At 59.9% G+C, this 26,627-nt stretch carries 30 protein-coding genes and 1 pseudogene; 19 read left to right on the forward strand and 12 right to left on the reverse strand.

What is annotated here, in order from left to right; genetic code table 11:
• The first annotated feature begins 1 nt into the window (after position 1).
• Both ACODSV_RS03985 and ACODSV_RS03990 read left to right on the forward strand, forming a co-directional pair.
• Positions 2-904, forward strand: a complete 903-nt coding sequence (locus ACODSV_RS03985; RefSeq protein WP_150053999.1) for a LysR family transcriptional regulator — start codon at positions 2-4, stop codon at positions 902-904.
• An 81-nt stretch (positions 905-985) separates the two neighbouring features.
• Positions 986-1,996, forward strand: coding sequence for an aldo/keto reductase (locus tag ACODSV_RS03990; RefSeq protein ID WP_150053998.1), 1,011 nt, complete (start codon positions 986-988; stop codon positions 1,994-1,996).
• 34 nt (positions 1,997-2,030) lie between these two features.
• On the opposite strand, the gene ACODSV_RS03995 is transcribed toward ACODSV_RS03990, so the two are convergent.
• Positions 2,031-2,507, reverse strand: a complete 477-nt coding sequence (locus ACODSV_RS03995) for an Lrp/AsnC family transcriptional regulator (RefSeq protein WP_024075362.1) — start codon at positions 2,505-2,507, stop codon at positions 2,031-2,033.
• 134 nt (positions 2,508-2,641) lie between these two features.
• On the opposite strand from ACODSV_RS03995, the gene rarD reads away from it, so the two are divergent.
• On the forward strand, positions 2,642-3,523 hold the full coding sequence (gene rarD / locus ACODSV_RS04000; RefSeq protein WP_102623395.1) for an EamA family transporter RarD: 882 nt from the start codon (positions 2,642-2,644) through the stop codon (positions 3,521-3,523).
• 56 nt (positions 3,524-3,579) lie between these two features.
• Here the strand turns inward: rarD and hppD are convergent, their stop codons facing one another.
• Both hppD and ACODSV_RS04010 read right to left on the reverse strand, forming a co-directional pair.
• A complete protein-coding gene (gene hppD / locus ACODSV_RS04005; RefSeq protein ID WP_150053997.1) occupies positions 3,580-4,656 on the reverse strand; it encodes a 4-hydroxyphenylpyruvate dioxygenase in 1,077 nt (358 codons plus the stop codon).
• Between the two features lie 245 nt (positions 4,657-4,901).
• A complete protein-coding gene (locus ACODSV_RS04010; protein ID WP_150053996.1) occupies positions 4,902-5,825 on the reverse strand; it encodes a DMT family transporter in 924 nt (307 codons plus the stop codon).
• A 77-nt stretch (positions 5,826-5,902) separates the two neighbouring features.
• On the opposite strand from ACODSV_RS04010, the gene ACODSV_RS04015 reads away from it, so the two are divergent.
• The 3 genes from ACODSV_RS04015 to ACODSV_RS04025 all read left to right on the forward strand — a co-directional run bounded on the left by ACODSV_RS04015 (position 5,903) and on the right by ACODSV_RS04025 (position 8,967).
• On the forward strand, positions 5,903-6,814 hold the full coding sequence (locus ACODSV_RS04015; protein WP_150053995.1) for a LysR family transcriptional regulator: 912 nt from the start codon (positions 5,903-5,905) through the stop codon (positions 6,812-6,814).
• Positions 6,815-6,861: 47 nt separating this feature from the next.
• A complete protein-coding gene (locus ACODSV_RS04020; RefSeq protein WP_024075357.1) occupies positions 6,862-8,403 on the forward strand; it encodes an EAL domain-containing protein in 1,542 nt (513 codons plus the stop codon).
• 198 nt (positions 8,404-8,601) lie between these two features.
• Positions 8,602-8,967 (forward strand): histone-like nucleoid-structuring protein, MvaT/MvaU family, encoded by a 366-nt coding sequence (locus tag ACODSV_RS04025; RefSeq protein WP_024075356.1) that lies wholly within the window; start codon positions 8,602-8,604, stop codon positions 8,965-8,967.
• 109 nt (positions 8,968-9,076) lie between these two features.
• Here ACODSV_RS04025 and ACODSV_RS04030 read toward each other — a convergent pair whose 3' ends face one another.
• A complete protein-coding gene (locus ACODSV_RS04030) occupies positions 9,077-9,613 on the reverse strand; it encodes a DUF4946 domain-containing protein (RefSeq protein ID WP_069076032.1) in 537 nt (178 codons plus the stop codon).
• Positions 9,614-9,812: 199 nt separating this feature from the next.
• On the opposite strand from ACODSV_RS04030, the gene gloA reads away from it, so the two are divergent.
• On the forward strand, positions 9,813-10,334 hold the full coding sequence (gene gloA / locus ACODSV_RS04035) for a lactoylglutathione lyase (protein WP_024075354.1): 522 nt from the start codon (positions 9,813-9,815) through the stop codon (positions 10,332-10,334).
• 51 nt (positions 10,335-10,385) lie between these two features.
• On the opposite strand, the gene ahpF is transcribed toward gloA, so the two are convergent.
• The 3 genes from ahpF to ACODSV_RS04050 all read right to left on the reverse strand — a co-directional run bounded on the left by ahpF (position 10,386) and on the right by ACODSV_RS04050 (position 13,707).
• On the reverse strand, positions 10,386-11,951 hold the full coding sequence (ahpF, locus tag ACODSV_RS04040; RefSeq protein ID WP_069076033.1) for an alkyl hydroperoxide reductase subunit F: 1,566 nt from the start codon (positions 11,949-11,951) through the stop codon (positions 10,386-10,388).
• Positions 11,952-12,077: 126 nt separating this feature from the next.
• Positions 12,078-12,641, reverse strand: a complete 564-nt coding sequence (ahpC, locus tag ACODSV_RS04045) for an alkyl hydroperoxide reductase subunit C (protein WP_003173835.1) — start codon at positions 12,639-12,641, stop codon at positions 12,078-12,080.
• Between the two features lie 133 nt (positions 12,642-12,774).
• Positions 12,775-13,707, reverse strand: a complete 933-nt coding sequence (locus tag ACODSV_RS04050) for a site-specific integrase (protein ID WP_024075352.1) — start codon at positions 13,705-13,707, stop codon at positions 12,775-12,777.
• Positions 13,708-13,877: 170 nt separating this feature from the next.
• Between ACODSV_RS04050 and ACODSV_RS04055 the strand changes: the two genes are divergently transcribed.
• Positions 13,878-14,885, forward strand: a complete 1,008-nt coding sequence (locus ACODSV_RS04055) for a DNA-binding protein (protein ID WP_150053994.1) — start codon at positions 13,878-13,880, stop codon at positions 14,883-14,885.
• On the opposite strand, the gene gorA is transcribed toward ACODSV_RS04055, so the two are convergent.
• Positions 14,886-16,244, reverse strand: coding sequence for a glutathione-disulfide reductase (gene gorA / locus ACODSV_RS04060; RefSeq protein ID WP_150053993.1), 1,359 nt, complete (start codon positions 16,242-16,244; stop codon positions 14,886-14,888).
• A 118-nt stretch (positions 16,245-16,362) separates the two neighbouring features.
• Positions 16,363-17,202, reverse strand: coding sequence for a UTP--glucose-1-phosphate uridylyltransferase GalU (galU, locus tag ACODSV_RS04065; RefSeq protein ID WP_003212579.1), 840 nt, complete (start codon positions 17,200-17,202; stop codon positions 16,363-16,365).
• Positions 17,203-17,511: 309 nt separating this feature from the next.
• On the opposite strand from galU, the gene ACODSV_RS04070 reads away from it, so the two are divergent.
• Both ACODSV_RS04070 and ACODSV_RS04075 read left to right on the forward strand, forming a co-directional pair.
• Positions 17,512-17,697: a hypothetical protein gene (locus tag ACODSV_RS04070; RefSeq protein WP_016969599.1), complete on the forward strand. Its 186-nt coding sequence runs from the start codon at positions 17,512-17,514 to the stop codon at positions 17,695-17,697.
• Between the two features lie 143 nt (positions 17,698-17,840).
• A complete protein-coding gene (locus ACODSV_RS04075) occupies positions 17,841-18,122 on the forward strand; it encodes a hypothetical protein (protein WP_024075349.1) in 282 nt (93 codons plus the stop codon).
• Positions 18,123-18,133: 11 nt separating this feature from the next.
• Here the strand turns inward: ACODSV_RS04075 and ACODSV_RS04080 are convergent, their stop codons facing one another.
• The 3 genes and pseudogenes from ACODSV_RS04080 to ACODSV_RS04090 form a co-directional block, all read right to left on the reverse strand.
• The gene (locus tag ACODSV_RS04080) at positions 18,134-18,364 is read right to left on the reverse strand and encodes a hypothetical protein (protein ID WP_069076036.1); all 231 of its coding nucleotides are present in this window, start codon (positions 18,362-18,364) and stop codon (positions 18,134-18,136) included.
• A 77-nt stretch (positions 18,365-18,441) separates the two neighbouring features.
• Positions 18,442-18,547: pseudogene (locus tag ACODSV_RS04085) on the reverse strand (c-type cytochrome); the annotation flags it as partial.
• 121 nt (positions 18,548-18,668) lie between these two features.
• Positions 18,669-19,019 (reverse strand): hypothetical protein, encoded by a 351-nt coding sequence (locus ACODSV_RS04090; protein WP_024075645.1) that lies wholly within the window; start codon positions 19,017-19,019, stop codon positions 18,669-18,671.
• A gap of 212 nt (positions 19,020-19,231) precedes the next feature.
• On the opposite strand from ACODSV_RS04090, the gene ACODSV_RS04095 reads away from it, so the two are divergent.
• From ACODSV_RS04095 to ACODSV_RS04135, 9 genes are all read left to right on the forward strand, one after another.
• Positions 19,232-19,534: a DUF1883 domain-containing protein gene (locus ACODSV_RS04095; RefSeq protein WP_024075646.1), complete on the forward strand. Its 303-nt coding sequence runs from the start codon at positions 19,232-19,234 to the stop codon at positions 19,532-19,534.
• Positions 19,535-19,560: 26 nt separating this feature from the next.
• Positions 19,561-19,725 carry a hypothetical protein gene (locus ACODSV_RS04100; protein ID WP_168232635.1) on the forward strand — a complete coding sequence of 55 codons (165 nt, stop codon included), beginning with the start codon at positions 19,561-19,563 and terminating at the stop codon, positions 19,723-19,725.
• Between the two features lie 4 nt (positions 19,726-19,729).
• The gene (gene alkB / locus ACODSV_RS04105) at positions 19,730-20,395 is read left to right on the forward strand and encodes a DNA oxidative demethylase AlkB (RefSeq protein WP_150053992.1); all 666 of its coding nucleotides are present in this window, start codon (positions 19,730-19,732) and stop codon (positions 20,393-20,395) included.
• A gap of 75 nt (positions 20,396-20,470) precedes the next feature.
• On the forward strand, positions 20,471-21,523 hold the full coding sequence (ada, locus tag ACODSV_RS04110) for a bifunctional DNA-binding transcriptional regulator/O6-methylguanine-DNA methyltransferase Ada (protein WP_150053991.1): 1,053 nt from the start codon (positions 20,471-20,473) through the stop codon (positions 21,521-21,523).
• A gap of 201 nt (positions 21,524-21,724) precedes the next feature.
• On the forward strand, positions 21,725-22,783 hold the full coding sequence (locus ACODSV_RS04115) for an NAD(P)H-dependent flavin oxidoreductase (RefSeq protein WP_150053990.1): 1,059 nt from the start codon (positions 21,725-21,727) through the stop codon (positions 22,781-22,783).
• A gap of 166 nt (positions 22,784-22,949) precedes the next feature.
• Positions 22,950-23,669, forward strand: a complete 720-nt coding sequence (gene modA, locus ACODSV_RS04120) for a molybdate ABC transporter substrate-binding protein (protein WP_370531124.1) — start codon at positions 22,950-22,952, stop codon at positions 23,667-23,669.
• On the forward strand, positions 23,670-24,350 hold the full coding sequence (gene modB / locus ACODSV_RS04125) for a molybdate ABC transporter permease subunit (protein WP_069076039.1): 681 nt from the start codon (positions 23,670-23,672) through the stop codon (positions 24,348-24,350).
• Positions 24,350-25,435, forward strand: coding sequence for a molybdenum ABC transporter ATP-binding protein (modC, locus tag ACODSV_RS04130; protein WP_411741560.1), 1,086 nt, complete (start codon positions 24,350-24,352; stop codon positions 25,433-25,435). The genes modB and modC overlap by 1 nt, the downstream gene beginning before the upstream one ends.
• Before the next feature lie 79 nt (positions 25,436-25,514).
• The gene (locus ACODSV_RS04135; RefSeq protein ID WP_150053988.1) at positions 25,515-26,564 is read left to right on the forward strand and encodes a DNA topoisomerase IB; all 1,050 of its coding nucleotides are present in this window, start codon (positions 25,515-25,517) and stop codon (positions 26,562-26,564) included.
• The last annotated feature ends 63 nt before the right edge of the window (positions 26,565-26,627 follow it).

Genomic DNA, 26,627 nt, shown 5'->3' on the forward strand with positions numbered 1-26,627 from the left:
AATGAGCTCGATTCTCGACCTGGAAGTCTTTGTGCGCACCGCCGACACCGGCAGCCTGTCTGCCGCCGCACGCAGCCTGGGGCTGAGCCCGGCCGCCGCCAGCATCGCCCTCAAGCGCCTGGAAACCCGCCTGGGCAGTCGCCTGCTGGCGCGCTCCACACGCAGCATGCGCCTGACCGAGGAAGGTCGGCGTTACCTCGACAGCGTGCGCGAGGCGTTGGCGACGCTGGCCGAGGGTGAGCAAGCGCTCAGGCAGCAAAGCCACGGCTTGACCGGGCTGCTGCAGTTGGCGGCGCCGTCGGATTTCGGGCGCAACGTGGTACTGGGCTGGCTGGATGCGTTCAAGCTCGAGCACCCCAACATCCGTTTGCAATTGATGCTCAACGACAGCAATGCCGACCTGTTCCGCGAAACCGTCGACATCGCCCTGCGGTTCGGTGTCCCCCGGGACTCCAGCCTGGTGGCGCTGCCGGTGGTGCCCGATCATCGACGCATCCCCTGCGCCAGCCCCGACTACCTGGCGCGCCATGGCACGCCGCGCACCCCGACGGAGCTGGCGCAACACAACACGCTGCGCTACATGCGCCAGGGGCGCGCCAACAACACCTGGTACTTTCGCCAAGGCGCCGTGCTCCAGGAAGTCGAGGTGACGGGCGATTACCTGAGCGATGACGGTGAAATCGTGCGTCGCTGGGCATTGGCCGGACATGGCATCGCCTATAAGGCCAACCTGGATATCGCCCGCGACCTCAAGGCCGGACGCCTGGTGCAACTGCTGCCGGATTGGCAAGGCGAACCGACGCCGTTCAACCTGATGTGCCCCCACCGCCTGCAAGTGTCGGAGCGGGTGAAGGTGTTGCACCGTTTTTTACAGGTGCGCTGCCAGGCCTTGCTGAACGCATGAAGAAACGCGCGCAGGGCTTGTTCCAGAGCCTGCGAGTCTGGTATTGCATAACGTACATTTGCGCGTTTCGAGGAGCTTTCCATGATTTACCGCACACTGGGCCAGTCCGGCTTGAAGGTCAGCGCGCTGACCCTGGGCACCATGATGTTTGGCGAACAGACCAGCACCGAGGACTCGCTGCGCATCATCGACAAGGCCTGGGACCAGGGCATCAACTTTATCGACACGGCCGACGTCTACACCGGCGGGCGCTCCGAAGAAATCGTCGGTGAGGCCATCGTGCGTCATCGCGAGGACTGGGTGGTGGCCTCGAAAGTCGGCATCGGCCCCGTCGACGGCGTACCCAACCGCAGCGGTTTGAGCCGCAAGCGGATTTTCAACGCGCTGGAAGCCAGCCTGAGGCGCCTGGACACGGATTACCTGGACATCTACTACCTGCACCGTGAAGACCACGGCACGCCGCTGGAGGTGACCGTGTCGGCGATCGGCGACCTGATTCGCCAAGGCAAGATCCGCTATTGGGGCCTGTCCAACTACCGCGGCTGGCGCATTGCCGAGGTGATCCGCGTGGCCGAGCGCCTGGGTGTCGACAAGCCGATCATCAGCCAACCGCTGTACAACATCGTCAATCGCCAGGCCGAGGTCGAACAGCTCACCGCCGCCGCCGCGTACGGCCTGGGCGTAGTGCCTTACAGCCCATTGGCCCGGGGCGTGCTCAGCGGCAAGTATGCGCCCGACGTCACCCCTGAACCGGGCAGCCGCGCCGCGCGCCAGGACAAACGCATCCTGGAAACCGAGTGGCGCGTAGAGTCACTGCGTATTGCCCAGCAGATCCAGCACTACACCCAGGGGCGCGGTGTCGGGATGGTCGAGTTTGCGATTGCCTGGGTGCTGAACAACTCGGCAGTGAGTTCGGCGATCGTCGGGCCTCGTACCGAAGCCCAGTGGGACGCCTACACGAGAGCGCTGGATGTGCACATCAGCGCTGAGGATGAAGCGTTCATTGACACGCTGGTGACGCCGGGGCATTCGTCGACGCCGGGGTTCAATGACGTGGGCCACTTCGTCTCCGGGCGAATCGTACGACCTTGAGCCGGCGCCCATCGCTTGGATGTGCGCCGCTGGCTCAGTCCAGCGGCACATCCAGGCTGACCTTGACCCGGTCCATCACCACGATGCTGCGGAACCACTTGATATTGCGGTTCTCGTAGAACAACTGCCGGGCCAAGGTCTCGTATGCCTTCATGGTCTCCACCACGATCACCAGCATGAAATCCGCATCGCCAGTGACGTAATAGCACTGCTGCACCTGGGGAATCGACATCTGCGCCTTGAGTACATCAAGGTCTTCGATGTGCGTGCGTTCGGCGTGCACCTCCACCAGGATCGTGATCGGCTTGCCCAGCGCCTCCTGGTTGACCACCGCCGTATTCGCCGTGATCACCCCGCTCTGCTGCATGCGCTTGATTCGCCGCTGCACGGCAGCCGTCGACAAGTTTACCTGCTCGCCAATCACCCGCAGGGCGGTGGTGTTGTCATGTTGCAGGTGCTTGAGAATCGCCACATCGAATGCGTCGAGGGGTGGCTGCGGGGGGATGGACATCCGTAAGAACCCTGGGCGTGAGAAAATTTCCCATAAGATGCCCCAAAACAGAGCAAACGTCTCAGCTCAAAAGCAATATATTCCCAGCCTGAAATCCCCCCTCTTTTTTAGCTATCGGTTTTCGCGAGGACAGCGTGTCTAAAGGTGTTGTGTTATCGGTATCGGCCTCGGTGTTATTTGCCGTGATGTATTACTTCACGTCATTGCTCACGCCATTGAGCGGCCTGGAGATTTTTGGCTGGCGCATGTTGCTGACCGTGCCGTGCATGACGGTGTTCATGCTCGTCACTGGCGAATGGCGACGGGTGTGGGAACTGTTGCGCAGGTTGGCGGCCCAGCCACGGCTGATTGCCGGGGTGGTGGTGTCCTCGGCTTTGCTCGGGGTGCAACTGTGGCTGTTTATGTGGGCGCCGCTCAACGGGCGCAGCCTGGACGTGTCGGTGGGGTACTTCCTGCTGCCGCTGACCATGGTGCTGACCGGGCGCCTGGTGTATGGCGAACGCCTTTCGCGCCTGCAACAGATTGCCGTGGTCTTCGCCGCCCTGGGGGTGCTGAACGAGTTGTATCAGGCGGGCGGTTTTTCCTGGGCCACGCTGGTGGTGATCATCGGCTACCCGGTGTATTTCGTGGTGCGCAAATACCTGGCAACCGACCACTTGGGCGGGTTGTGGCTGGACATGGCGTTGATGCTGCCGGTGGCCTGGTGGTTTGTGCAAAGCGGCGAACAAGGCTTCGCGGTGCTGGATGCCTATCCGAAGCTGTACGCACTGATCCCGATGCTGGGCTTGATCAGCGCTTCGGCGCTGGTGAGCTATATCATTGCCAGCCGCTTGCTGGCGTTCAGCCTGTTCGGCCTGCTCAGCTATGTGGAGCCGGTGCTGCTGCTCGGCGTGGCGTTGCTGCTGGGTGAAGGGATCAAGGCCGGGCAATGGCTGACGTACATTCCGATCTGGCTGGCGGTGATGGTGCTGGTATATGAAGGCTTCAAGCACCTGGTGCGCCAGCGAAAAGCCTGACGCCAGGCAAAAAAAACCGCCCGGCCGAGGCAGACCTCGACCGGGCGGTTTTTTGTTCAGTCGGCGCTCAATACACCGCGACGTACCTGGTCACGCTCGATCGACTCGAACAACGCCTTGAAGTTGCCCTCCCCGAACCCATCGTCGCCCTTACGCTGGATGAATTCGAAGAACACCGGGCCCATCAGGGTTTCCGAGAAAATCTGCAGCAACAGGCGCTTGTCGCCTTCAATGGACGAGCCGTCCAACAGAATGCCACGCGCTTGCAGTTGGTCCACGGGTTCGCCGTGGTTCGGCAGGCGGCCTTCGAGCATTTCGTAGTAGGTGTCCGGCGGCGCAGTCATGAAACGCATGCCAATGCGCTTCAACGCGTCCCAGGTCTTGACCAGGTCGTCGGTGAGGAACGCCACGTGCTGGATGCCCTCGCCGTTGAACTGCATCAGGAACTCTTCGATCTGCCCGGCTCCCTTGGACGACTCTTCGTTCAACGGGATGCGGATCATGCCATCCGGGGCGCTCATGGCCTTGGAAGTCAGGCCGGTGTATTCACCCTTGATGTCGAAGTAGCGGGCTTCACGGAAATTGAACAGCTTCTCGTAGAAGTTGGCCCAGTAAGCCATGCGCCCGCGGTACACGTTGTGGGTCAAGTGATCGATGACCTTGAGGCCGGCGCCTACCGGGTTGCGCTCCACGCCTTCGAGGTACACGAAGTCGATGTCATAGATCGAGCTGCCCTCACCGAACCGGTCGATCAGGTACAGCGGTGCTCCGCCAATCCCCTTGATGGCCGGCAGGTTCAGTTCCATTGGCCCGGTTTCGATATGGATCGGTTGCGCGCCCAACTCCAGGGCACGGTTGTAGGCTTTTTGTGAATCCTTGACGCGAAACGCCATGCCACACACCGACGGGCCGTGTTCGGCGGCGAAATACGAGGCGATGCTGTGGGGCTCGTTGTTGAGGATCAGGTTGATCTCGCCCTGGCGATACAGCTCCACGTTCTTGGAACGGTGGGTCGCGACCTTGGTGAAGCCCATGATCTCGAAGATCGGTTCCAGGGTGCCGGGGGTGGGCGATGCGAATTCAATAAATTCAAAGCCCATCAGGCCCATCGGGTTTTCGTATTGGTCTGCCATGTTCGGCGCCTCATCATGCTTGTGATTAACGGATATCAATTGCCAGCAAGGATGAAGCGCGAGGGCGGTGCACACGAGAGGCCCCGCACGCTGCGGGCGAGGAAATCACCAAAGATGAGGGGGGAGCCGAGTAGCTTCATGGTTACATCAGTCTCTGACGGCCGAGGCTTGCGTGAGCGCAAGTCCATATTCTTGTATGCGTAAATCGATTCTACACAGCGTAACCGAGTTTGTCCGTACTCTTATCAAATCCCCATTGCCCTGACCCGCGCAAGGGGTTTGTTGCATAGGTAGATCCCCAGCAGGATGACCGCGCCCCCCATCAGCATCGGCGCAGTCAGAGGCTCTCCCAGCAGCAATGCGCCACAGATCACGGCCGTCAGCGGATTGAGCGCGATAAATACCCCGGAACGTGTCGCGCCAATGCGCCGGATACCCTCGTAGTAGCCGATATACGCCAGGGCCGAGCCCAGCACACCCAGGTACAGCAAGCTCAAGAGTTGTGGCAGATGAACGTTGCCGAGTGCTGCGGTGGTGAAGCTTCCCGTGGCCAACGTGGCAGTGCCCAGCATCGACGTCCCCAGCAATATCGACCAGGTCACCGTCTGCAAGGGGCCCAGGCTTTGGTTGAGTCCACGAGACAGCAGCGAGTAGACGCCCCACCCCACCACGCAACCGAGAATGAGCAGGTCGCCGATCCAGGCGTGGCTGGCCCCCTGCAACACGTGCGGGTTGCGGCTGACGATCACCGCCGCCGCGCCAACCAGGCACAACACGATGCCCAGCCACTGGGCGCGACCCAGGCGCTCCTTGAACCACAGCCAGGATGCCAGGCCGATCACCGCCGGGTTCAGCGCGACGATCAGTGATGCCCGCGAGGCATTGATGTACTGCAGCCCATAGAAGAAGCACAGGTTGTAGAAAAAGATCCCAAAAAACCCCAATACCGCCAACCGTGCCAGTTGGCGGGGGCTTGGGCGTACCAGCGCAATGCGCGCGCAAGCCAGGTACAGCAGCAGCGCCAGGCTCGCCAGGAGAAAACGCAGGCTGGCGGCCAGCAATGGATTGATCTGATCGGCCAGGTAACGCCCGGCGACGAAGGTGCCGCCCCAGACCATGGTGACGGCGGCGAGTTTGCAGTAAGTCAGGCGATCCGGGCTGGGGCTCATAGAAAGTTGCTCGAGGGGCGAAAGAATGCAGTTATTCTTTTGCTAATACCTCCTCATCGTAAAATGAGTGTTTGCTCATGACCCTGACTCAATTGGAAATCTTTGCCCTGGTTGCCGAGCTGCAAGGCTTTACCAGTGCGGCCCACCGGCTGGGCATCAGCCAATCTGCGGTATCCCACGCCATCAAGGCGCTGGAGCAGGAGTTGGGCGTGGAACTGTTTCGACGTCACCAGACCCTGGTGGAGCCGAGCGATATTGGCCAGCAATTACTCGGACGCGCCCGTGCCATGCTGGGCCTGGCCAACACCCTGCAACAGGAGGCCGCCGATGCCCGAGGCATGAAGCGCGGCACCTTGCGCATCGGTTCGTTTGGGCCCACTGCGTCGAATCGCTTGCTGCCGAGCATTCTCAGGCGGTTTCGCGCAGCGCATTCCGGCATCGAAGTGCACGTGGACGAGGGGCCTGATCGGCAAGTACTCCAGTGGCTGGATGAGCGGCGTATCGACGTCGGTTTCGTGGTACTGGAACAAGAGCGCCTCGACACCTTTGCGGTGTTCGAAGACCAGTTGGTGGCGCTGTTGCCCGCCGATCATCCCCTGGCCGCACGAGAGGCCCTGACCCTGCGAGACCTGTGTGACGATCCGTTCATTCTCACCGAGGCCGGCTCCTCGGAGTTGGTCACTCGCCTATTCAGCGCGGCCCGGTTGCAGCCGAAGGTACGCTATCGCTGCGCCCAACTGCTCAGCACCCTGGAAGCGGTCAGTCGTGGCGATGGCCTGAGCATCGTGGCAGAAGCCTCCTTACCCCAGGCAAGCGACCCGCGCTATGTCAAACGCGCGTTGTCACCCCGCGTGCCGCGCCAGATTGGCCTGGCCGTGCTGGACCGGCGCCAGTCGTCTCCTGCCACGCTGGCCTTTATCGCGATGGCACAGGCCCCGGGAATGGCGAGCATATTTCCAGCCGGCCATCTATCATCGACGCATCCCTGACCGGCCTACCGGTACATTCCCCCACTGTGTAACAGGCCGTAGAACTCATGCCGCTCACCGTCCAAGGTCCTCGAAAGCCCTTCACACGCTACTCGATCAGTGCATTGTCCGGGCTGCTGCCGATCCTGCTGGGCGTCGTCATCCTGTACTGGCAAGCCGAAGGCACGCTTGAACAGAGCACGGCCCAGACGGCCCAGGAGGCCGTGCGCCAGTTCGACCTGATGCTCGACAACACCGCACTGGCGGCCCAAGCCTTGCTCCCGCTGGCCGGCCAACCCTGCGACGCCGCTACGCAATTGGCCTTGCGCGAACAGGTCACGCGCCGACCGTTCGTACGCGCCACCACCTTGTCCTGGCAGGAAAACATCTATTGCAGCTCATTGTTCGGCAGCCACTACGCATCGCAGGTCAATCCGGATGATTATGTGGACGGTCGCCTGTGGTTGATGAATGGCAACCCGGTCACACCGGATACCGCGCTGCTGGTCTATCGCCTGGTCGAAGGCGACCAAGGTGCCTTTGCCTCGATCGATGGATACCACCTGACCAACGCCCTGCGCCTGATCAGCCGCTATGCGCAATTGGTCCTGCAAGTGGGTCCCCATTGGCTGGACGCTGAGGGCAACGTGCATGACACGGCCGTGCCGCAGTTCGCGGTGGCCCACCACCACCTGGTCTCGCCGCGCTATCACTACAGCGTCGAAGCCGGTATGCCGGCGGGTGAAACCTGGCGTTATATGCAAGCGCGCTACCCGGCGATGTTCAGCCTGGTCGTGTTCTTCGGCATCCTGGCGGGCCTGCTTGCGCACTGGCTGCAAAAACGCGTGTCGGCCCCCTCCCATGAGTTACAGCGCGCGTTGGGGGCCAACGAGTTCATGCCTTATTTTCAACCCGTGGTCCGCGGCGATACCCGCCAGTGGGCGGGCTGTGAAGTGCTGATGCGCTGGAAACACCCCAAGGAAGGCCTGGTGCGCCCCGACCTGTTCATTCCGCTGGCCGAGGATTGCGGCCTGATCGTACCGATGACCCGCGCGCTGCTACGCCAAACAGCCGCGCAACTGGCGCCCCATGCCGCGCGCTTCAGCCCAGGCTTTCATATCGGCGTGAATATTACCGCCCGCCACTGCGAGGACCTGGCGCTCGTGGAAGACTGCCGGGAGTTTCTGGCGGCCTTCACGCCTGGCCAGGTCACACTGGTACTGGAGCTGACCGAACGTGAGTTGATCGAGCCCACGGACATCACCCGCCGCCTGTTCGACGCCTTGCATGCGCTGGGCGTCATGATCGCCATCGACGACTTCGGCACGGGTCATTCCAGCCTGGGTTACTTGCGTAACTTCAATGTGGACTACTTGAAGATCGATCAAAGTTTTGTCGCCATGATCGGTGTGGACGCGCTCTCGCGGCACATCCTGGACAGCATCATAGAACTGTCCGTCAAGCTCGACCTGGGCATCGTTGCCGAAGGCGTGGAAACAGCAGAGCAATGTGAATACCTTGCCGCACACGGTGTGCACTTCCTACAGGGTTATCTGTTTGGTCGTCCTTTACCTTGTGATGAATTCATTAAATCCCTGGCCCGCCATTGAATAGCCAGCGACTAATACGATGAAATAATGTTGTTCAGACAAAAGACATGATTTACTCATGACGGATTAACTACTACAATTTTTCTTGCCTGTGCAGAAGTCCGCAGGACGGCTTTTTCCTCGAGTCGCCTTAACGCGCTTGGCTTGTAGCTTTGTCTGCAGTTGATATCAGTCAAATACACTATTGGAGTACAGATTTTGTCCAGACTCGCCGAATTTCGCGCAGCAGAAAAAGCCCTTCAAGAACAGCTTGCCCAGCTGGAGTCCTTGAAGAACGATGCCGGCCTGAAGAAAGAAATCGAATTCGAAGAAAAGCTTCAAGCGCTCATGAAGAGCTATGGCAAAGGGCTGCGCGATATCATCTCGATCCTCGATCCCAACCTGGGCAAGGCCGGTGCGTCGGTTGTCGCCGCACCAAAACAGCGCCGCGCACGCGTGGTCAAGGTTTACCAAAACCCGCACACCGGCGAACTGATCGAAACCAAGGGCGGCAATCACCGCGGCCTGAAAGCCTGGAAAGAACAGTATGGCGCCGCCACTGTAGACTCCTGGCTTCGCGGCTGATCCACCGCACTAACAAAAAGCCTCGCATAAGCGAGGCTTTTTATTTTCGAGTTCGAAAACGAACTTAAATAACATTTCATTCGGTTCAAAAACGATTGATGTAACGCCATCAAAGTTTCAAGCTGTCACGCACCGAACTGACTTCATCCTTGCTCGCTTCGTAAGCTTGCGCTTGGCCCGCGTATGAAAATACATAGGCTTTATCGACATCAACAGCGCCCACCAATGTTTGCGACAGCACATGCCGCCCGTTTTCGGTAATCACGCAAGTAGTTTCGAGCGCATCGAGGCGACTCAACGTCGTGGGGTGCATCTTGGTGCAAACGCTTTGATAACCGCCTTGGGCAAAATCCTTCTGGATGGATTTACGCATTTCCAGCAATACCCCCTGAAGATTAACTTTATGCCCGGCCTCGATCGGCGTGCCAGTCAACTCCATGACCATCAGGGTGCTGCCGTTTTCATCGTTCTTGATGGCCCGTTGGCGCGACACGGCGGCAGGGTTGGCGGGTGCCTGGTCGTCGGGCACCACCTCCTCCACCTGCCAGCCACTGGGCCAATGAATTTCCGGGTCGGCCGCCAGCACAAAGGGGCTGCCCATCAGCAAACACAAGGAACTCAACAGCGGTCTACGAAATTCGATCATTGCAAAAAACGCCCAAGGTTCAAGCGACAAAGTTTGAGCCTCGGCACCCACGGGCCGCAAGGTCCGTGTGGGCTTTTTCATTTGGCGCTGCGCGCAGGCCTTGCGTATCATGGTTCGGCTGCACGGATGCCAGCCGCAAGCCAAGGGACCGCTCATCTCACATCGAGCCGCATTTGCCCGATTTTTTTCTGGAGGGCCCATGAGCCTGCACGATCTGAACACTTTCCCGGGCGTCACCGCCCAACCTGACACCGCCACCGCGAACTTCGTGTTCAACCACACCATGCTGCGGGTCAAGGACATCACCAAGTCGCTGGATTTCTACACCCGCGTACTGGGTTTCTCCCTGGTTGAAAAACGCGACTTCCCGGAAGCCGAATTCAGCCTGTACTTCCTGGCGTTGGTGGATAAGGCCCAGATCCCGGCCGACGCTGCCGAGCGCACCCAGTGGATGAAGTCGATCCCAGGCATCCTGGAACTGACCCACAACCATGGCACCGAAAACGATGCCGACTTTGCCTACCACAACGGCAACACCGATCCGCGCGGCTTTGGCCATATCTGCATTTCGGTGCCGGATATCGTGGCGGCATGCGAACGTTTCGAAGCCTTGGGTTGCGATTTCCAGAAGCGCCTGACCGATGGTCGCATGAAAAGCCTGGCGTTCATCAAAGACCCGGATGCGTACTGGGTTGAGATCATTCAGCCAGCGCCGCTGTAAACGAAAAAACCCCATGATCGCTCATGGGGTTTTTCATTTCCGGGCCCGGATTTACGCCGGAGCGGACGTCCGAATCAGGTGATCGAACGCACTCAGGGAAGCCTTGGCGCCCTCTCCAACCGCGATCACAATCTGCTTGTACGGCACCGTGGTCACGTCACCGGCAGCGAATACACCGGGCAATGAGGTTTCGCCACGGGCGTCGACAATGATCTCGCCACGGGGCGTCAGCTCCACGGTGCCTTTGAGCCAGTCGGTGTTGGGTAGCAAGCCGATCTGCACAAAGATGCCTTCCAACTCGAGGGTCTTGAACTCGCCGCTGTCGCGATCCTTGTATGCCAGGCCGGTGACTTTCTGGCCATCCCCCTTGACTTCACTGGTCAACGCGCTGGTGATCACGTCAACGTTGGGCAGGCTGTACAACTTGCGTTGCAGCACCGCATCGGCGCGCAGCTTGCTGTCAAACTCGAGCAGCGTGACGTGGCTGACGATACCTGCCAGGTCAATGGCGGCTTCGACGCCGGAGTTACCGCCGCCAATCACGGCCACGCGCTTGCCTTTGAACAGCGGGCCATCGCAGTGCGGGCAGAAACACACGCCCTTGGCCTTGTATTCCTGCTCCCCCGGCACACCCATTTCGCGCCAGCGGGCGCCAGTGGCCAGGATCACTGTCTTGGACTTGAGCGTCGCACCGCTTTCAAAGCGAATTTCGTGCAGCTCACCGGCATTTTTCGCCGGGATCAGGCTGCTGGCGCGCTGCAGGTTCATGATGTCGACGTCGTACTGGCGCACATGGGCTTCGAGCGCGCTGGCCAGTTTCGGCCCTTCGGTTTCCTGTACCGAAATAAAGTTCTCGATGGACATGGTGTCCAGCACCTGACCGCCGAAACGTTCGGCTGCCACGCCGGTACGGATGCCTTTGCGCGCTGCGTAGATGGCGGCTGCCGAACCGGCCGGGCCACCACCGACGACGAGTACATCAAAGGCGTCCTTGGCGCTGATTTTCTCAGCGGCTTTTTCGATGCCGCTGGTGTCGAGCTTGGCGAGGATTTCTTCCAGGCCCATGCGGCCTTGGCCGAAGTTCACCCCGTTGAGGTAGACACTGGGCACCGCCATGATCTGGCGCTCATCGACTTCCGCCTGGAACAGCGCGCCGTCGATGGCGACGTGGCGTATGTTCGGGTTCAGCACAGCCATCAGGTTCAGCGCCTGGACCACGTCCGGGCAGTTCTGGCAGGACAGCGAGAAGTACGTCTCGAAGCTGAACTCGCCTTTAAGGGCGCGAATCTGTTCAATCACTTCGACACTGGCCTTCGACGGGTGGCCACCGACTTGCAGCAGGGCCAACACCAACGAAGTGAATTCATGACCCATGGGGATACCGGCGAAACGCAGGCTGATATCGGCACCCGGGCGGTTGATGGAGAACGACGGCTTGCGCGCATCATCGCCATCGGTTTTCAGGGTAATCAGCGTGGTGAGGCTGGTTACGTCCTGCAAAAGGGCAAGCATTTCCTGGGATTTCGCGCCGTCGTCGAGGGAGGCGACGATCTCGATCGGCTGGGTGACCCGTTCCAGGTATGACTTCAACTGAGCTTTAAGATTGGCGTCCAACATACGGGCGATTTCCTGTTCATTCGGTTTATTGCAGACAAAAAAACGCCCGAGCGAATCTCGCCCGGGCGTTTCGAGGGCGGTGTTGCTTACTTAGGTGCGGTAATCCGCCCTTGATACTTCACAGACTTAGATCTTGCCGACCAGGTCCAGGGACGGCGCCAGGGTGGCCTCGCCTTCTTTCCACTTGGCTGGGCACACTTCACCTGGGTGAGCAGCGACGTACTGGGCTGCCTTGATTTTGCGCAGCAGCTCGGAAGCGTCACGGCCAACACCACCGTCGTTCAGCTCAACGATCTTGATCTGACCTTCAGGGTTGATGACGAAGGTGCCGCGGTCTGCCAGGCCAGCTTCTTCGATCAGTACGTCGAAGTTGCGGGAGATGGTCAGGGTCGGGTCGCCGATCATGGTGTACTGGATCTTGCCGATGGCTGGCGAAGTGTTGTGCCAGGCAGCGTGAGCGAAGTGGGTGTCGGTGGAAACACTGTAGATTTCCACGCCCAGTTTCTGGAACTCGGCGTAGTTGTCAGCCAGGTCTTCCAGCTCGGTAGGGCAAACGAAGGTGAAGTCGGCTGGGTAGAAGAACACTACAGACCATTTGCCTTTCAGGTCAGCGTCGGTCACGTCTACGAAGTTGCCGTTTTTGTATGCGGTAGCTTTGAACGGTTTTACTTGGCTGTTGATGATAGGCATCGTTGACTCTCCGTCAGGGGTTAAGAAGTTGATGAAGTGAATCCTACCCACTCTTCTGGACGATGGCTCATTGGCAAACCTGATGCTGACGATTGGCTTTCTCTATCAGGCAACCGTATTAATAGAAGAAACATCAAATCAGCGCGGGAGTGGCCAAGGTCATGCCGAGAAAGGGTGTTGCTTCAACATAGCGCATGGCCGATTTCATGTCGCTCCAGCCGACGTAACTCATCAGCGACTTCAAATCCCAGCCGCTGCGATGGGCCCAGGTCGCAAAGCCGCGGCGCAGGGAGTGACTGGTGTAGTGCTCGGCAGCAATGCCCGCACGCTCAAGGGCCTGGCGCAGCAGCGGAATCACACTGTTGGGGTGCAACCCCTGCTCGCCCACGTTGCCCCAGCGGTCGATACCGCGAAATACCGGACCGCGCACCAGGGCCGACGCGCTGAGCCACTCGCTGTAGGCCTGCACCGGGCACAACCTTAGTAAAGCGGGGGTTTGGTAGGTCTTGCCGAGGTTGTCGCGATCGCTTTTGCTGCGTGGCAGATACAGGCTGATGCCGGCTCCGGGCACGGCCTGGACATGCTCGATGCTCAGCCGACATAACTCATCGCTGCGAAACCCCCGCCAGAAGCCCAGCAGGATCAGTGCAGTGTCGCGCTTGGCGCGCAACCATCGAGCTTGGTCCTGAGCCTTGCCCGCCTCGATCGCCTCAACCTCAAGGGACGCCACCACTTGCTCCAGATGCTTGAGCTGCAACGGCTCGGCCTGTTTTTCCTGCGCAGGGTGCACGGCGCGAATGCCCTTGAGCACCTTGCGCACGACCGGCGCCTTGGTCGGGTCGGGGAACCCCTGGCTGGTGTGCCATTGCGCCAGCGCCGAGAGCCGCAGTTTCAAGGTGTTGACCGCCAATACCCCGGCGTGCGCCACCAGATAACGCGCCACGCTGTCGCTCGTCGCCGGCAGGAATCCGCCCCAGCTCACTTCGAAGTGCTCGATGGCCGCGCGATAGCTGCGGCGCGTGTTATCGCGGGTGGCGGCGTTGAGGTAACGATCCAGATCGCTCATGAAAGGCCTATTCGTACTGCTATCGGGGGTGTCGGCGGCTGAAACCTGTTTGACACGTGATAATACGCCAATATCCCATCTGTTAAATCATGAATTTGAACCCTATTTTATTCGTGATACAGTATGTATCTACATAATACGTACCACAGTACTAAATCGACGGAGACCCCATGGCTCGCGGCGGCATAAACAAAGCAGTAGTTCAAACGGCACGCCTGGCGATCCTTGCCCGCGGCGAGAACCCCAGCATCGATGCCGTGCGCATCGAAATGGGCAATACCGGCTCGAAAACCACGATTCATCGTTATTTGAAAGAATTGGATGAGAGTGAAACCCGCCTGACCATTACCGAAGCCCCCATCGACGAGGAGCTTGGCGAACTGGTGGCGCGCTTGGCCCAGCGCCTGAAAGAGAAAGCCCAGGAGCCGATTGACCTGGCCTTGGCGCAGTTTGAACAGCAGAAGACCGCCCTGCTCGCCCAGATCAATGCGCTGGAAGAGGCCCACAGCCAGCTGCAGCAGCAATTCGATATCCAGGCCGCGGCCCTCGCCGAAGAAAGTGCCGCCCTGCAAACCGCCAGCACCAGCCTGCAGACCGAGCAAACCCGCAACGCCGGCCTCAGCCAGGCGTGCAGTGACTACGAGCTGCGGATCAGTGACAAGGACGAACAGATTCGCTCCCTGGAAGAAAAGCACCTGCATGCCAGGGATGCGCTGGAGCATTACCGCACTGCAATCAAGGAGCAGCGCGAGCAGGAACAGCGTCGCCATGAAGGCCAGTTGCAGCAGGTCCAGGCGGAACTGCGCCAGGCCCAGCAAAGCGCCATGGTGCGCCAGGACGAGATCACTCAACTGCACCGCGACAACGAGCGGTTGCTGATCGAGCAACGGGTAACAACGAAGGAACTCAGTGCATTGCAGGAGCAAATCCGCAAGGATCAGGCTCACCAGCTCAAGCTGAGCGAACAGGTCAATCAGATCGACAACGAACGCACCGTGCTTCAGGAGCGCCTGCGCGTCGCAGTACTGGACAGTCAATCACGCCAGGAAGCGCTGATCGCCCACCAGCAGACGAACAAGGCACTGGAACTGGACCTGATCAAGGCCCAGGCCACCATCGAAGCGCTGCGCCTGGCGACCGTCATTGCAACGGCGCCAGAGGCCACGCCTAAAGCCTGATCAGCCAGCCACAGGCGTGCGCATGGTGACGAATTCTTCCGCCGCCGTGGGGTGCACGCCGATGGTTTCATCGAAATGCTGCTTGGTCGCGCCCGCCTTGAGCGCGATCGCCAGGCCCTGCACGATTTCGCCGGCGTCCGGGCCAACCATATGGCAACCCAGCACTTTGTCGGTGTCGGCATCGACCACCAGCTTCATCAAGGTTTTCTCCTGACAGTCTGTCAGCGTCAGCTTCATTGGCCGGAACCGGCTTTCAAAGACCTGCACCGCATAGCCCTTTTCGTTCGCTTCTTCTTCCGTCAGGCCGACGGTGCCGATGTTCGGCAAGCTGAACACCGCCGTCGGGATCATCGCGTAGTCCACCGGACGATATTGCTCAGGTTTGAACAAGCGACGCGCCACAGCCATGCCCTCGGCCAGGGCGACCGGGGTCAATTGCACGCGCCCTATCACATCGCCAATGGCCAGGATCGACGATTCGGCGGTCTGGTACAGGTCATCCACTTCGACAAAGCCGCGCTTGTCGAGTTTGACGCCAGTGTTTTCCAACCCCAGGTTATCCAGCATCGGACGACGGCCGGTGGCGTAGAACACACAATCGGCTTCCAGCACTCGACCATCTTTCAGCGTTGCCTTGAGGCTGCCATCGGCCTGCTTGTCGATGCGCTCGATATCGGCGTTGAACTGCAGGTTGAGGCCGCGCTTGGTCAGCTCTTCCTTCAAATGCGTACGCACCGAACCGTCGAAACCACGCAGGAACAGGTCGCCGCGATACAACAAGGAAGTGTGGGCCCCCAAGCCATGGAATATCCCGGCGAACTCGACGGCGATATAACCGCCCCCCACCACCAGCACACGCTTGGGCAGCTCTTTCAGGAAAAACGCCTCATTCGAACCGATCGCATGCTCGCGCCCCGGAATCTCAGGGATCTGCGGCCAGCCGCCCGTGGCGATCAGGATATGCTTGGCGGTGAAGCGCTCACCATTGATCTCCACCTGATGCGGGTCGACCAGCCGTGCGTGCCCCTCATGCAGGGTGACGCCGCTATTGACCAGCAGGTTGCGATAGATGCCATTGAGACGGTTGATCTCGCGATCCTTGTTGGCGATCAGGGTCGCCCAATCAAAGTTCGCCTCCCCCAGGGACCAGCCAAAGCCACTGGATTGCTGGAAATCTTCGGCAAAATGCGCGCCGTACACCAACAGCTTCTTCGGCACGCAGCCGACGTTCACGCAGGTACCCCCCAGGTAGCGGCTTTCTGCGACAGCCACCTGGGCACCAAAACCGGCGGCAAAGCGCGCCGCACGAACGCCACCGGAACCGGCGCCAATTACATACAGGTCAAAATCGTAGGCCATTTCACTCTCCTCGGCAGGCCATCAGCATACCGACTTACATGGGGCTGAAAAACGAAAAAGCCACCCGAAGGTGGCTTTCTCTAGCGTTCGTACTTTAAATCAGGCGGGCAACCGTGAATCAGTAAGCCTTGCCAGTCTTGTAGAAGTGCTCGTAGCAGAAGTTGGTCGCTTCGATGTAGCCTTCGGCACCACCGCAGTCAAAGCGGCGACCTTTGAACTTGTAGGCAATCACGCAACCGTCTTTGGCCTGCTTCAACAGGGCGTCGGTGATCTGGATCTCACCACCCTTGCCTGGCTCGGTTTCTTCGATCAGCTTGAAGATGTCCGGGGTCAGGATGTAACGACCGATGATCGCCAGGTTCGACGGTGCATCTTCCGGTGCTGGCTTCTCGACCATGTCGCGTACGCGGATCAGGCCGTCGCCAATGTCGTCGCCAGCGATCACGCCGTACTTGTTGGTTTCCTGAGGGTCAACCTCTTGAACCGCGACGATGGTGCAACGGTATTTCTGGTACAGCTTAACCATTTGGGTCAGGACGCCGTCGCCTTCCAGGTTTACACACAGGTCATCCGCGAGGACCACGGCGAACGGTTCGTCACCGATCAGTGGGCGGCCGGTGAGGATGGCGTGGCCGAGGCCTTTCATCTGGGTCTGGCGGGTGTAGGAGAACGAGCACTCGTCGAGCAGTTTACGGATGCCGACCAGGTATTTTTCCTTGTCGGTGCCCTTGATCTGGTTTTCCAGCTCGTAGCTGATGTCGAAGTGGTCTTCCAGCGCGCGCTTACCGCGGCCAGTAACGATAGAGATTTCGTTCAAGCCGGCATCCAGTGCCTCTTCGACGCCGTACTGAATCAGTGGCTTGTTCACCACCGGCAGCATCTCTTTGGGCATGGCCTTGGTCGCTGGCAAGAAGCGAGTGCCGTAACCGGCTGCTGGGAACAAGCATTTCTTGATCATATGAGTCCTTACAAAGGGCTGTGCGTACGGAATTCGGCGCAGTCTAATCAGGCCGCAGTCACCTTACAATGGGTCCTGCTGGCGTTGCGATGTCAACATAGAGAAAAAATGTCGTCGTAAGTTCCGCTAATCCTACGAAGCGCTTCACTAACGACACCCCCAAATCAGCTTTTTCCTCTGATTTAAACGGGACCCAACCCTTTTAGCACGCTTTTCGGCGCCAGACATTGACATGGAATAACTTCGGCGAGCCTGCGACATTTGGCGCTATCATTACGCCTTTGAATCCGACCACGAGATTGTTAATAGATGTCAGAACCCAAAGGCGTAAATGGCTACCTGATCACCCAGCGTGCGGACGGCTGGCACCTGATCAACTTCCACGGAGACAGCGTCGCCGGCACATTCGCGACCGAACGTGAAGCGATTGCGGTTGCCGAAGTGTTCGTGGATGAAGCAGGCCACGCGTCGAGCAAGCGCCCGAAGGGCAAGTAAACCTCGCCGCCCAGCGCATAAAGCCCCGTTCAATGGGGCTTTTTTGTGTTTGTCTGTACCTACATGGCAGTTCGCTATAATCTTCCGCAAACGCCCCACGACAGTGTCCGCGCTCCTTCCAACACCTTTGACGACGAACACACATGAACAAGATTCTGGCCCTGACTGCGGTACTGGCGCTTACCGGTTGCACCACCACCTCTGACGTCTATCTGAAAAACGGCGAACAGGGGCTGACCATCGATTGCTCGGGCGAAGCCAACTCCTGGGCCAGTTGCTACGAAAAGGCTGACGCCTCCTGCGCGGGCACCGGTTATCGCATCGTCGGTACCGAGGGTACGCCGGCGTTGAGTGAAGATGACAAGACCCTGGGCAAGGATGTCGGCAACTTCAAAAGCCGCAGCGTGGTAGTGGTCTGCAAGTAGGCGCAAGTGCCCTACATGTGAATTTCCGCAAACTTGATGCCGAGGCCGCGAATGGTCTCGATCAGGTCGTCCAGGCGCTGGAACGACTCCACCTCATCCTGATCATCCACCAGGAAAAAACTGCGCCCACCGCTTTTCTTGAAGAATACGATCCACTCGCCTGGATCGGCGGGGTTCTGGATGACATGGGTGGCCGAAATCTGACCCTCGGCATGTTGGGCTCTGACGTGTTCGCGTTTCATGACAGGTTTCCACATAAAGACAAATGCCGCGCAAACCCAAGGCTTGAGCGGCATTTTTGCATTGAATGACCGACAGTTTAACGGATGCCCTGCCCGATCAGCACGCCCTCTACGGTTTGAGCGTAAAGATTGACCCCAGCGTGGCCGCTCGTGGCTGTTGACGTAGGCTGCTACGTCCCAGGCAGGCACCCTGGCTCAGGTTGTAACGCTTGTCGGGTGGCGACAACTCATAAAAAAGCCCGGCGCTGTCACGCCAGGGCCAGGCTTCTTTTATCGGATTCAAGGGGCGGCGGGCTCACGCGGCTTAGCCGGAAATGCACTCTTCACCGGCCTTCTTGACGTCACCCGGACGGATAGGCACGTTGGACATGCTCTCGTAGAGCTTGATGCTGCTGCCACTGGAACGCTCTTCGATCTCGAAAATCGCAGAAGGGTCGGCGGAGAACTTCTGTGGCACGATGACTTGTACCCCCTCCTTATGAGGTTCGATCTGCGGCGGCCGGCGCGTCGTGGACAGTTTACGCACCACACAGGCAGCATATTCCTGTGGTTTCTTCCCGGATATAACCGCCAACGTCGGCGGGGTCTGCTTGATGTCTGCAACCGAAGCACACCCACCTAGCGCCAGGGCCAGAACCAACACACTCCACTTCATAAAAAACCTCCGATAAAGACCCTACGACAACGGGGATGGTAATTTTCTCCCGCCAAAGTAGGATTTATCCCTGATAACTCGGTAGATAACTGTTTTAAATTGTCAAAGTCGTCGACGACGGCCCGATAATAAACGCGCTGGGGCTGATAAACTCCATCTTAACCTACGTATCGTTCTGATTTTTCAGAAAAAGCCCTTCTGGAGACACCCCCATGAAATTCATCCACCAGCGCGAGCACCTCAACGAAGGAGACATCGTTGTTATCGAATGCTCGCAAACCTGCAACATTCGCCTGATGAGCGACGCCAACTTTCGCAGCTTCAAAAATGGCGGGCGCCACACCTACCACGGCGGCGCCTTCGACAAATTCCCGGCAAAAATCACCGCGCCGAGCACCGGATTCTGGAACATCACCCTAGACGTCGTGACCCGCCGCGCCATCAGCGTCACCCGTAAACCCACCTTGTCCCACAAGATCCGCATCGTTCGTCGCACCAGCTCCAAACTGAGCTGATCCGGACTCTCGACAGGAAAAAAGCTGTGACCACCACCAAATATGTCATCAAGTACAAGCTCAACGGCGAGCGTCGTTTTGAATTTGCCCAGTTGCACACCAACAGCGTTGAAGAAGCCAAGCAAGCCCTGGCAAAAATTCACGATGCCAACGACGAAATCACCGACATCAATGTGAGCAAGGCGCTGTAAGGACATGACCGGCCCTACCGCTGACCTGTTTGCCGATGATGCGCTGCAACAACCGCAGAAGCGCGAGCAGATTGGCGAACAGTCCTACGTCCTCAGAGGTTATGCCCTGCCCTGGATTGAGCGCCTCCTACCCGAATTGCGCCGTGTACTGGCGCAATCGCCATTTCGCAAGATGGTCACCCCAGGCGGATTTACCATGTCGGCGGCCTTGAGCAGCTGCGGCGAATTGGGCTGGAACACGGATGCCAACGGCTACCGCTACAGCGCGCTGGACCCGCGCAACCAGCAGCCTTGGCCGGCACTGCCCGACGCGATGCGCCAACTGGCGGTGCAGGCGGCTGCGCAAGCCGGGTTCAACGACTTTGAACCCGACGCCTGCCTGATCAACCGTTACGTGCCAGGGGCAAAGATGTCTTTGCATCAGGACAAAAACGAGCGTCGTTACTCGGCGCCCGTCGTGAGTGTGTCCCTGGGGCTACCGGCGATCTTCCTGTTTGGTGGCCATGAACGCAGCGACAAGGCGCAAAAAGTCTCGTTGTTCCACGGCGATGTGGTGGTGTGGGGCGGTGTCGATCGCTTGCGTTTCCATGGGGTGATGCCGATCAAGGATGGCGTGCATCCCATCATGGGCCCGCAACGTATCAACCTGACCTTTCGCACCGCCGGCTGATTTGACCGCAAGCTTCAGAGTGCCAGGCCGAGGCGTCCCGACTAATCTGGCGGTGACCCGTCAGGAGTGCAGGCAATGATCAATCCACAAGACCCCCGCTGGGCAGCCATCCTGGCCCGTGACCCCGAGGCCGACGCGCTGTTTGTCTACGGCGTGAAGACCACCGGCGTGTATTGCCGCCCCAGCAGCGCTTCGCGTTTGCCGCGCCCGGAAAACGTCGAATTCTTTGACACCGCGCAACAGGCCGAAGCGGCAGGCTACCGGCCCAGCAAGCGTGCCGCCGGCGATCAGACGCAACGGGCCGCGCATCACGCCCGCCTGGTGGCCGACGCCTGCCGGCAGATCGAGCAGGCCGACACCGCGCCAGGCCTGCAGCAACTGGCCCAGCACGCCGGGTTGAGCCCCTTTCACTTCCACCGGGTATTCAAGTCCGTCACCGGCCTGACCCCGAAGGGCTACGCCAGTGCCCATCGCTCGCGCAAAATCCGCGATGGGCTCAAGGATCAGCGTTCGGTCACCGACGCCCTGTATGACGCCGGCTTCAACTCCAACAGCCGCTTCTATGAATCGGCCAATCAGTTACTCGGCATGACGCCAAGCGACTACAAGGGCGGCGGCACCAACAACACGATTCGTTTTGCCGTTGGCCAATGTTCGCTGGGCGCGATTCTGGTTGCGCAGAGTCATCGCGGCGTCTGCGCGATCCTGCTGGGCGACGACCCAGACAAGCTGGTACGCGACCTGCAGGATCAATTTCCTAAAGCCGACATCATCGGCGCCGATCACGATTTCGAACAATTGATCGCGCAAGTAGTGGGTTTTATCGAAGCGCCGGCCCTGGGCCTCGACCTGCCATTGGACCTGCGCGGCACGGCGTTCCAGGAACGGGTATGGCGGGCCTTGCGCGACATTCCGCCGGGCAGTACCGCCAGCTACGCGCAGATCGCCCAGCGGATTGGCGCGCCCCAGTCGTTTCGGGCGGTGGCCCAGGCCTGTGGGGCCAACAGCCTCGCGGTGGCCATTCCCTGCCACCGCGTGGTGCGCAGTGATGGCGAACTGTCGGGCTACCGCTGGGGCGTGGAGCGCAAGCGGCAACTGCTGGAACGGGAAAGCCCGACAAAAGCCTGACGGATGCCGATGTAGATCAACGCCAGGTCCTGCGCCTGGCAAGCCTCGACCTTGCCGGCCACTTTGCCCCGCAGATCTACGCCATCGACTGATGACAGCGCACGAAATACCCGCTTCGTCCAGTGAATAAAACAGACTGGCCGGGTGCCAAGGGCCCTGCTAAAACAGCGCACAGTCCTACTGACGCTGGAGACGCATCCTATGAGCACCTGGCCAGACCCCCGTATTCTCGACCTGTTGGGCATTGACGTGCCCATCATCCAGGCACCCATGGCCGGTGCCACCACCCCGGCCATGGTCATCGCCGCCAACGAAGCCGGCGCGCTGGGCTCGATGCCTGCCGCGGCGCTGAGCACCGAGCAACTGCGCGAAGCCTTGGCCACTATCCGCCGGGGCAGCACGCGGCCGATCAACGTGAACTTTTTCTGCCATCAGCCGCCATTGGTCGACGACGAGCGTGACCGTCAATGGAAGCATCTGCTGGAACCCTACTACCGCGAACTGGGCGCCGACTTCGATGCGCCGACTCCCGTGTCCAACCGTGCGCCGTTCGACGACGCGGCGTGCCAGGTCGTAGAAGCATTTTGCCCCGAGGTGGTGAGTTTTCACTTCGGCCTGCCGGAGCAAGCGTTGCTTGACCGCGTAAAAGCCACGGGGGCCAAGGTGCTTTCCTCGGCCACCACCGTCGAAGAAGCCGTGTGGCTGGAACAGCAGGGCTGCGATGCAATCATTGCCATGGGCCTTGAAGCGGGCGGGCACCGTGGGATTTTCCTGAGCGACGACCTCAACACCCAGATTGGCTTGATGGCACTGGTGCCGCAGATTGTCGATGCGGTCAGCGTGCCGGTGATTGCGGCCGGGGGTATTGGTGACGCGCGTGGCATTGTCGCGGCGTTCGCCCTGGGTGCTTCTGCCGTGCAAATGGGTACCGCCTACCTGTTCACGCCCGAAGCGAACGTCAGTGCGTCCCACCATCATGCGTTACGTCATGCCCAGGCCAGCGAAACTGCACTGACCAACTTGTTCACCGGCCGGCCGGCGCGTGGCATTGTCAACCGCGTCATGCGTGAACTGGGGGCGATCAACCCGCTGGCTCCGGCGTTTCCGCGGGCTGGTGGGGCATTGATGCCACTCAAGGCCAAGGACGAAGCGGGCTTCAGCAACCTGTGGTCAGGCCAAGCGCTGCGGCTGGGCAAGGATATCGGAACCTTTGAGCTGACCCGCGAACTGGCCAGGCAAACCCTGGCGAAGCTCAAGTAGAAGCAGGCCTGTGGCAACTTTGCACTGTACCGGCAATGGCCAACCGCTATATATTCCCATACATAGCGGTTAAGCCTTCAACCTATAACAAGCCGTACACGTCCCAAGGAGCTGCTTCATGATGATTCGCGCCGCACGCCTGGCCCCAACCGCCCTGGCCACCCTGATGGCTGCCTTCGCCGTGGGTTCGGCCCATGCCGATGAAGTGCAGGTGGCCGTGGCCGCCAACTTCACCGCACCGATCCAGGCAATTGCCGCTGACTTCGAAAAAGACACCGGCCATAAACTGGTCGCGGCCTATGGCGCCACCGGGCAGTTCTACACCCAGATCAAGAACGGCGCGCCGTTCGAGGTGTTCCTGAGCGCCGACGACACCACCCCGAAAAAACTCGAAGACGAAGGCGCCACCGTTAAGGGCTCGCGCTTCACCTACGCGGTGGGCACCCTGGCGCTGTGGTCGGCCAAAGCAGGCTATGTGGACGCCAAGGGCGAGGTCCTGAACAAGAACGACTTCAAGCACCTCTCCATTGCCAACCCGAAAGCCGCGCCGTACGGTCTCGCTGCCACCCAGGTGCTGGCCAAAGAAGGCTTGACCGAGAAGGTCAAGGACAAGATCGTTGAAGGCCAAAACATCACCCAGGCCTACCAGTTTGTCTCCACCGGCAACGCCGAGCTGGGATTCGTCGCCTTGTCGCAGATCTATAAAGACGGCAAAGTCACCAGCGGGTCGGCGTGGATTGTCCCCGCGTCGCTGCACGACCCAATCAAGCAGGACGCGGTGATCCTCAACAAAGGCAAAGACAGCGTCGCAGCCAAGGCACTGGTGGAGTACCTGAAAGGGCCAAAAGCCGCTGCCGTTATCAAATCCTACGGTTATGAGCTCTAAATGCCACTTTCGAGTGCCGATTTTTCCGCTATCTGGTTGACCGTCAAGCTGGCCTCACTGACCACTGTGATCCTGCTGGTCATCGGCACTCCGATTGCCCTGTGGCTGTCGCGCACCCGCTCCTGGTGGCGCGGCCCCATTGGTGCGATCGTCGCCCTGCCGCTGGTGCTGCCGCCCACGGTCATTGGCTTCTACCTGCTGTTAACCATGGGGCCCAATGGCTATTTCGGCCAGTTCACCCAATGGCTGGGCCTGGGCACCCTGACCTTCAGTTTCGCCGGGTTGGTGATCGGTTCAGTGATCTATTCCATGCCGTTTGTGGTGCAGCCGTTGCAAAACGCCTTCTCCGCCATCGGCACACGCCCGCTGGAAGTGGCTGCGACCTTGCGCGCCAATCCCTGGGACACGTTTTTCACGGTGATCCTGCCCCTGGCACGCCCAGGATTCATCACCGCGTCGATTCTCGGTTTTGCCCATACCGTCGGTGAGTTCGGCGTGGTGCTGATGATCGGCGGCAATATCCCGGACAAGACCCGGGTGGTCTCAGTGCAGATCTACGACCATGTCGAAGCGATGGAGTATGCCCAGGCCCATTGGCTGGCCGGTTCCATGGTGATCTTCGCGTTCCTTGTATTGCTGGCGCTCTACTCCAGCCGTAAAACCAAGATGGGCTGGAGTTGATGTCGATGATTAATGTGCGCCTGCATCTCAAGTACGCCGCGTTTGCGCTGGAGGTGGACCTGCATTTGCCCGGTCGCGGCGTGACAGCCCTGTACGGGCATTCGGGTTCCGGCAAGACCACCTGCCTGCGTTGCATCGCCGGGCTGGAGCGCGCCAAGGACGGGTTTGTCCAGGTCAACGATGAAATCTGGCAGGACAGCCGCAGCGGGCTGTTCGTGCCGCCGCATAAGCGCGCGCTGGGTTATGTGTTCCAGGAGGCGAGCCTGTTTGCGCATTTGTCCGTGCGGGCCAACCTGGAGTTCGGCCTCAAGCGCATCCCTCGCCAGGCGCGGCGCGTTGACATGGCCCAGGCCACGGACTTATTGGGTATCGGGCATTTGCTCGAACGTCATCCCCAGCACCTGTCCGGGGGGGAACGCCAGCGCATTGGCATCGCCCGGGCATTACTGACCAGCCCCAAGTTACTGCTGATGGATGAACCGCTCGCGGCGCTCGACAGCAAACGCAAGGGCGAGATCCTGCCGTACCTGGAGCGCCTGCATGACGAACTGGATATCCCGGTGCTCTATGTCAGCCACGCCCAGGACGAGGTGGCACGCCTGGCCGATCACATCGTATTACTCAGCGAAGGCAAAGCCTTGGCCAGTGGCCCCATCGGTGAAACCCTGGCTCGCCTGGACTTGCCCCTGGCGTTGGGCGACGACGCCGGCGTGGTGATCAGCGGCACCGTCAGCGCCTACGATGAGCATTACCAATTGCTCACCCTGCAATTGCCCGGCAGCGCCTTGCGCATGCGTGTGGCCCATGCACCGCTCGCACTGGGCAAGGCCCTGCGGATCAAGGTGCAGGCGCGGGATGTCAGCCTCAGCCTGCAAGGCGAAGAACCCAGCAGCATCCTCAACCGCCTGCCGGTGACGGTTACCCAGGAAATTTCAGCGGATAACAGCGCCCACGTGTTGGTGCGCCTGGATGCTGGCGGCACGCCGTTGCTGGCGCGGATCACCCGTTTCTCCCGCGACCAATTGCAACTGCACCCTGGGCAGACACTATGGGCGCAGATCAAGGCGGTTGCCGTATTGGCATGACAAACCTTTTTGGCACCACCGCAAAACCCTGCGGTCAATCAGACATACCGGCCTGACTGATTGCCAAGGACCCTGCGCCATGCCCGATTCTGCGTTGCCCGCCGACCTGCCCCACGACCTGCATTATGTTGATGACACGCAGCCAGGCATTCGCCGTAAAAAGCTGCGTGGCAAATTTCAGTACTTTGATTCCCAGGGCAAGCGCATCACCGATCCCGAAGACATCAAGCGCCTGAACGCCCTGGCCGTACCGCCCGCCTATACCGATGTATGGATCTGCGCCGACCCGCGCGGCCATCTGCAAGCCACCGGCCGTGACGCGCGCGGACGCAAGCAGTACCGCTACCACGCACGCTGGCGTGAAGTACGCGACACTGACAAATACGCACGCCTGCAAGCGTTCGGCGAAGCCCTGCCCAAACTGCGCAAGCAGCTGCAAGCGCAACTCGCCGAACCGGGGTTCACTCGGGAAAAGGTGCTGGCCACCGTGGTCATGCTGCTGGATGCCACATTGATTCGGGTCGGCAACACCCAATACGCCCGTGCCAACAAATCCTACGGGCTGACCACCCTGCGCAACCGGCATGTGGACATCAAGGGCAGCGAGATCCAGTTCCAGTTTCGCGGCAAGAGTGGTGTCGAGCATCAAGTCAGCGTCAAGGACCGACGCCTGGCCAGCGTGGTCAAGCGCTGCCTGGAGTTGCCGGGGCAGAACCTGTTCCAGTACCTGGACGAAGACGGTGAACGCCGCACGGTCAGCTCCCATGACGTCAACGCTTACCTGCACAGCCTCACCGGCGCCGACTTCACCGCCAAGGACTACCGCACCTGGGCCGGCACCGCCATGGCGCTGGCAGTCCTGCGCGAACTGGCGTGGCAACCGGAATCCGACGCCAAACGCCATGTGGTGGCGATGGTCAAGGACGTCGCCAAGCAACTGGGCAACACCCCGGCGGTATGCCGCAAGTGCTATATCCACCCGGCGGTGCTTGAGCATTTCAACCTCGGCGAGCTATCGAAACTGCCCAGGCCGAGGGTACGCAAGGGCCTGAAAGCCGAGGAAGTCGCACTGGCGATGTTCCTGGAACAACTGGCTGCCGACTTGCCGGACAAGGCCAAGGTAGGCTAGCCTCTGCCTCCCTTCCAACTCATGGGACGACCGCCGACGTGAATCACTAAGCCTTCCAAAATG

The sequence above is a fragment of the Pseudomonas sp. FG86 genome, from assembly GCF_057808775.1.

Excerpts from the sequence above, each read along its gene's own strand:
- ACODSV_RS04030 (WP_069076032.1), bottom strand. The coding sequence starts at position 9,613 with ATGATCGAATTTCGTAGACCGCTGTTGAGTTCCTTGTGTTTGCTGATG.
- modC (WP_411741560.1), top strand. The coding sequence starts at position 24,350 with ATGTCGATGATTAATGTGCGCCTGCATCTCAAGTACGCCGCGTTTGCG.
- ACODSV_RS03995 (WP_024075362.1), bottom strand. The coding sequence starts at position 2,507 with ATGTCCATCCCCCCGCAGCCACCCCTCGACGCATTCGATGTGGCGATT.
- ACODSV_RS03990 (WP_150053998.1), top strand. The coding sequence starts at position 986 with ATGATTTACCGCACACTGGGCCAGTCCGGCTTGAAGGTCAGCGCGCTG.
- hppD (WP_150053997.1), bottom strand. The coding sequence starts at position 4,656 with ATGGCAGACCAATACGAAAACCCGATGGGCCTGATGGGCTTTGAATTT.
- alkB (WP_150053992.1), top strand. The coding sequence starts at position 19,730 with ATGACCGGCCCTACCGCTGACCTGTTTGCCGATGATGCGCTGCAACAA.
- ACODSV_RS04070 (WP_016969599.1), top strand. The coding sequence starts at position 17,512 with ATGTCAGAACCCAAAGGCGTAAATGGCTACCTGATCACCCAGCGTGCG.
- modA (WP_370531124.1), top strand. The coding sequence starts at position 22,950 with ATGGCTGCCTTCGCCGTGGGTTCGGCCCATGCCGATGAAGTGCAGGTG.
- ACODSV_RS04115 (WP_150053990.1), top strand. The coding sequence starts at position 21,725 with ATGAGCACCTGGCCAGACCCCCGTATTCTCGACCTGTTGGGCATTGAC.
- ACODSV_RS04080 (WP_069076036.1), bottom strand. The coding sequence starts at position 18,364 with ATGAAACGCGAACACGTCAGAGCCCAACATGCCGAGGGTCAGATTTCG.
- ACODSV_RS04015 (WP_150053995.1), top strand. The coding sequence starts at position 5,903 with ATGACCCTGACTCAATTGGAAATCTTTGCCCTGGTTGCCGAGCTGCAA.
- gloA (WP_024075354.1), top strand. The coding sequence starts at position 9,813 with ATGAGCCTGCACGATCTGAACACTTTCCCGGGCGTCACCGCCCAACCT.
- ACODSV_RS04020 (WP_024075357.1), top strand. The coding sequence starts at position 6,862 with ATGCCGCTCACCGTCCAAGGTCCTCGAAAGCCCTTCACACGCTACTCG.
- ACODSV_RS04095 (WP_024075646.1), top strand. The coding sequence starts at position 19,232 with ATGAAATTCATCCACCAGCGCGAGCACCTCAACGAAGGAGACATCGTT.
- ACODSV_RS04055 (WP_150053994.1), top strand. The coding sequence starts at position 13,878 with ATGGCTCGCGGCGGCATAAACAAAGCAGTAGTTCAAACGGCACGCCTG.
- modB (WP_069076039.1), top strand. The coding sequence starts at position 23,670 with ATGCCACTTTCGAGTGCCGATTTTTCCGCTATCTGGTTGACCGTCAAG.
- ada (WP_150053991.1), top strand. The coding sequence starts at position 20,471 with ATGATCAATCCACAAGACCCCCGCTGGGCAGCCATCCTGGCCCGTGAC.
- ACODSV_RS04135 (WP_150053988.1), top strand. The coding sequence starts at position 25,515 with ATGCCCGATTCTGCGTTGCCCGCCGACCTGCCCCACGACCTGCATTAT.
- gorA (WP_150053993.1), bottom strand. The coding sequence starts at position 16,244 with ATGGCCTACGATTTTGACCTGTATGTAATTGGCGCCGGTTCCGGTGGC.
- ACODSV_RS03985 (WP_150053999.1), top strand. The coding sequence starts at position 2 with ATGAGCTCGATTCTCGACCTGGAAGTCTTTGTGCGCACCGCCGACACC.
- ACODSV_RS04075 (WP_024075349.1), top strand. The coding sequence starts at position 17,841 with ATGAACAAGATTCTGGCCCTGACTGCGGTACTGGCGCTTACCGGTTGC.
- ahpC (WP_003173835.1), bottom strand. The coding sequence starts at position 12,641 with ATGCCTATCATCAACAGCCAAGTAAAACCGTTCAAAGCTACCGCATAC.
- ACODSV_RS04090 (WP_024075645.1), bottom strand. The coding sequence starts at position 19,019 with ATGAAGTGGAGTGTGTTGGTTCTGGCCCTGGCGCTAGGTGGGTGTGCT.
- ahpF (WP_069076033.1), bottom strand. The coding sequence starts at position 11,951 with ATGTTGGACGCCAATCTTAAAGCTCAGTTGAAGTCATACCTGGAACGG.
- ACODSV_RS04050 (WP_024075352.1), bottom strand. The coding sequence starts at position 13,707 with ATGAGCGATCTGGATCGTTACCTCAACGCCGCCACCCGCGATAACACG.
- galU (WP_003212579.1), bottom strand. The coding sequence starts at position 17,202 with ATGATCAAGAAATGCTTGTTCCCAGCAGCCGGTTACGGCACTCGCTTC.
- ACODSV_RS04010 (WP_150053996.1), bottom strand. The coding sequence starts at position 5,825 with ATGAGCCCCAGCCCGGATCGCCTGACTTACTGCAAACTCGCCGCCGTC.